Genomic DNA, 1,258 nt, shown 5'->3' with positions numbered 1-1,258 from the left:
CGCCTGTGCTCAGGCCGCTGCCGGGGGGGGGGGGGCGGGGGCCCGGGCGCCGCGCGCGCGCCCCGCGGGTCCAGTGGAGGCGGGGAGGGCCCATTCACCTGGCGCTGCGAGCTTCGGCAAACCCATCCCGGCACGACACTATCCACTCAAAAGGCTGGTCATTCTCCATACCAAACGGGCATCTGCCCGGTGACACGCCGCTTGGGCCCCTAGGATTCCCTCTAACACCTCACCGGTCTCATTCGACAGGAACCCCATGAGCGACACTTCCTCCCCCTTCGGCTTCGAGCTCGTGCGGCGTGGGTACGACCGCGGTCAGGTGGACGACCGCATTACCAAACTCGTCGCCGACCGTGACAGCGCTCTCGCGCGGATCACCTCTCTGGAAAAGCGCATCGAGGAGCTGCACCTCGAAACGCAGAATGCACAGACCCAGGTCAACGACGCGGAGCCGTCCTACGCGGGGCTCGGGGCGCGCGTCGAGAAGATCCTCCGGCTGGCCGAGGAGGAGGCGAAGGACCTGCGTGATGAGGCCCGTCGCGCCTCCGAGCAGCACCGCGAGCTCGCCGAGTCGGCCGCCCAGCAGGTGCGCAACGACGCGGAGGCGTTCGCCGTCGACCGCAAGCAGAAGGCCGAGGACGAGGGCGTACGGATCGTCGAGAAGGCCCAGAGCGAGGCCAACTCGCTGCGCGCCGACGCCCAGAAGGACGCGCAGTCCAAGCGCGAGGAGGCGGACGCGCTCTTCGAGGAGACCCGCGCGAAGGCCGCCCAGGCCGCCGCGGACTTCGAGACGAACCTCGCGAAGCGCCGTGAGCAGTCCGAGCGCGACCTGGCCTCGCGTCAGGCGAAGGCGGAGAAGCGCCTCGCGGAGATCGAGCACCGCGCCGAGCAGCTGCGCCTGGAGGCGGAGAAGCTGCGTACGGACGCCGAGCGCCGGGCCCGTCAGACGGTGGAGACCGCGCAGCGGCAGGCCGAGGACATCGTGGCGGACGCGAACGCGAAGGCCGACCGTATCCGCAGCGAATCGGAGCGCGAGCTGGCGGCGCTGACGAACCGTCGCGACTCCATCAACGCGCAGCTCACCAACGTCCGCGAGATGCTGGCGACGCTGACCGGTGCGGCGGTCGCGGCGACCGGTGCGCCGGACGACGAGCCGGTCTCGCGCGGCGTTCCGGCACAGCAGACCCGCTGACGCTGACGCCGGCACCCGGCGTCGCGTTCTCGCCCGGCTGCGAGTGGCCCGGCTGTGAGTTTCACC

At 70.8% G+C, this 1,258-nt stretch carries 1 protein-coding gene; it reads left to right on the top strand.

Translation table 11 applies throughout. The features are described 5' to 3' along the window. Positions 1-256: 256 nt before the first annotated feature. Positions 257-1,192, top strand: a complete 936-nt coding sequence (locus ACFWI9_RS26640) for a cellulose-binding protein (RefSeq protein WP_387165686.1) — start codon at positions 257-259, stop codon at positions 1,190-1,192. Positions 1,193-1,258 lie beyond the last annotated feature (66 nt).

Origin of the sequence: Streptomyces sp. NPDC127084 (assembly GCF_042724175.1) — a bacterium.
In the GTDB taxonomy this organism is placed as follows: Bacteria; Actinomycetota; Actinomycetes; order Streptomycetales; family Streptomycetaceae; genus Streptomyces.
Note: the sequence above shows the minus strand (reverse complement) of the source record. Positions and strands in the feature narration are given on the sequence as shown.

What these genes read in the sequence shown, in the direction of transcription:
- ACFWI9_RS26640 (WP_387165686.1), top strand. Translation starts at nt 257, where the DNA reads ATGAGCGACACTTCCTCCCCCTTCGGCTTCGAGCTCGTGCGGCGTGGG.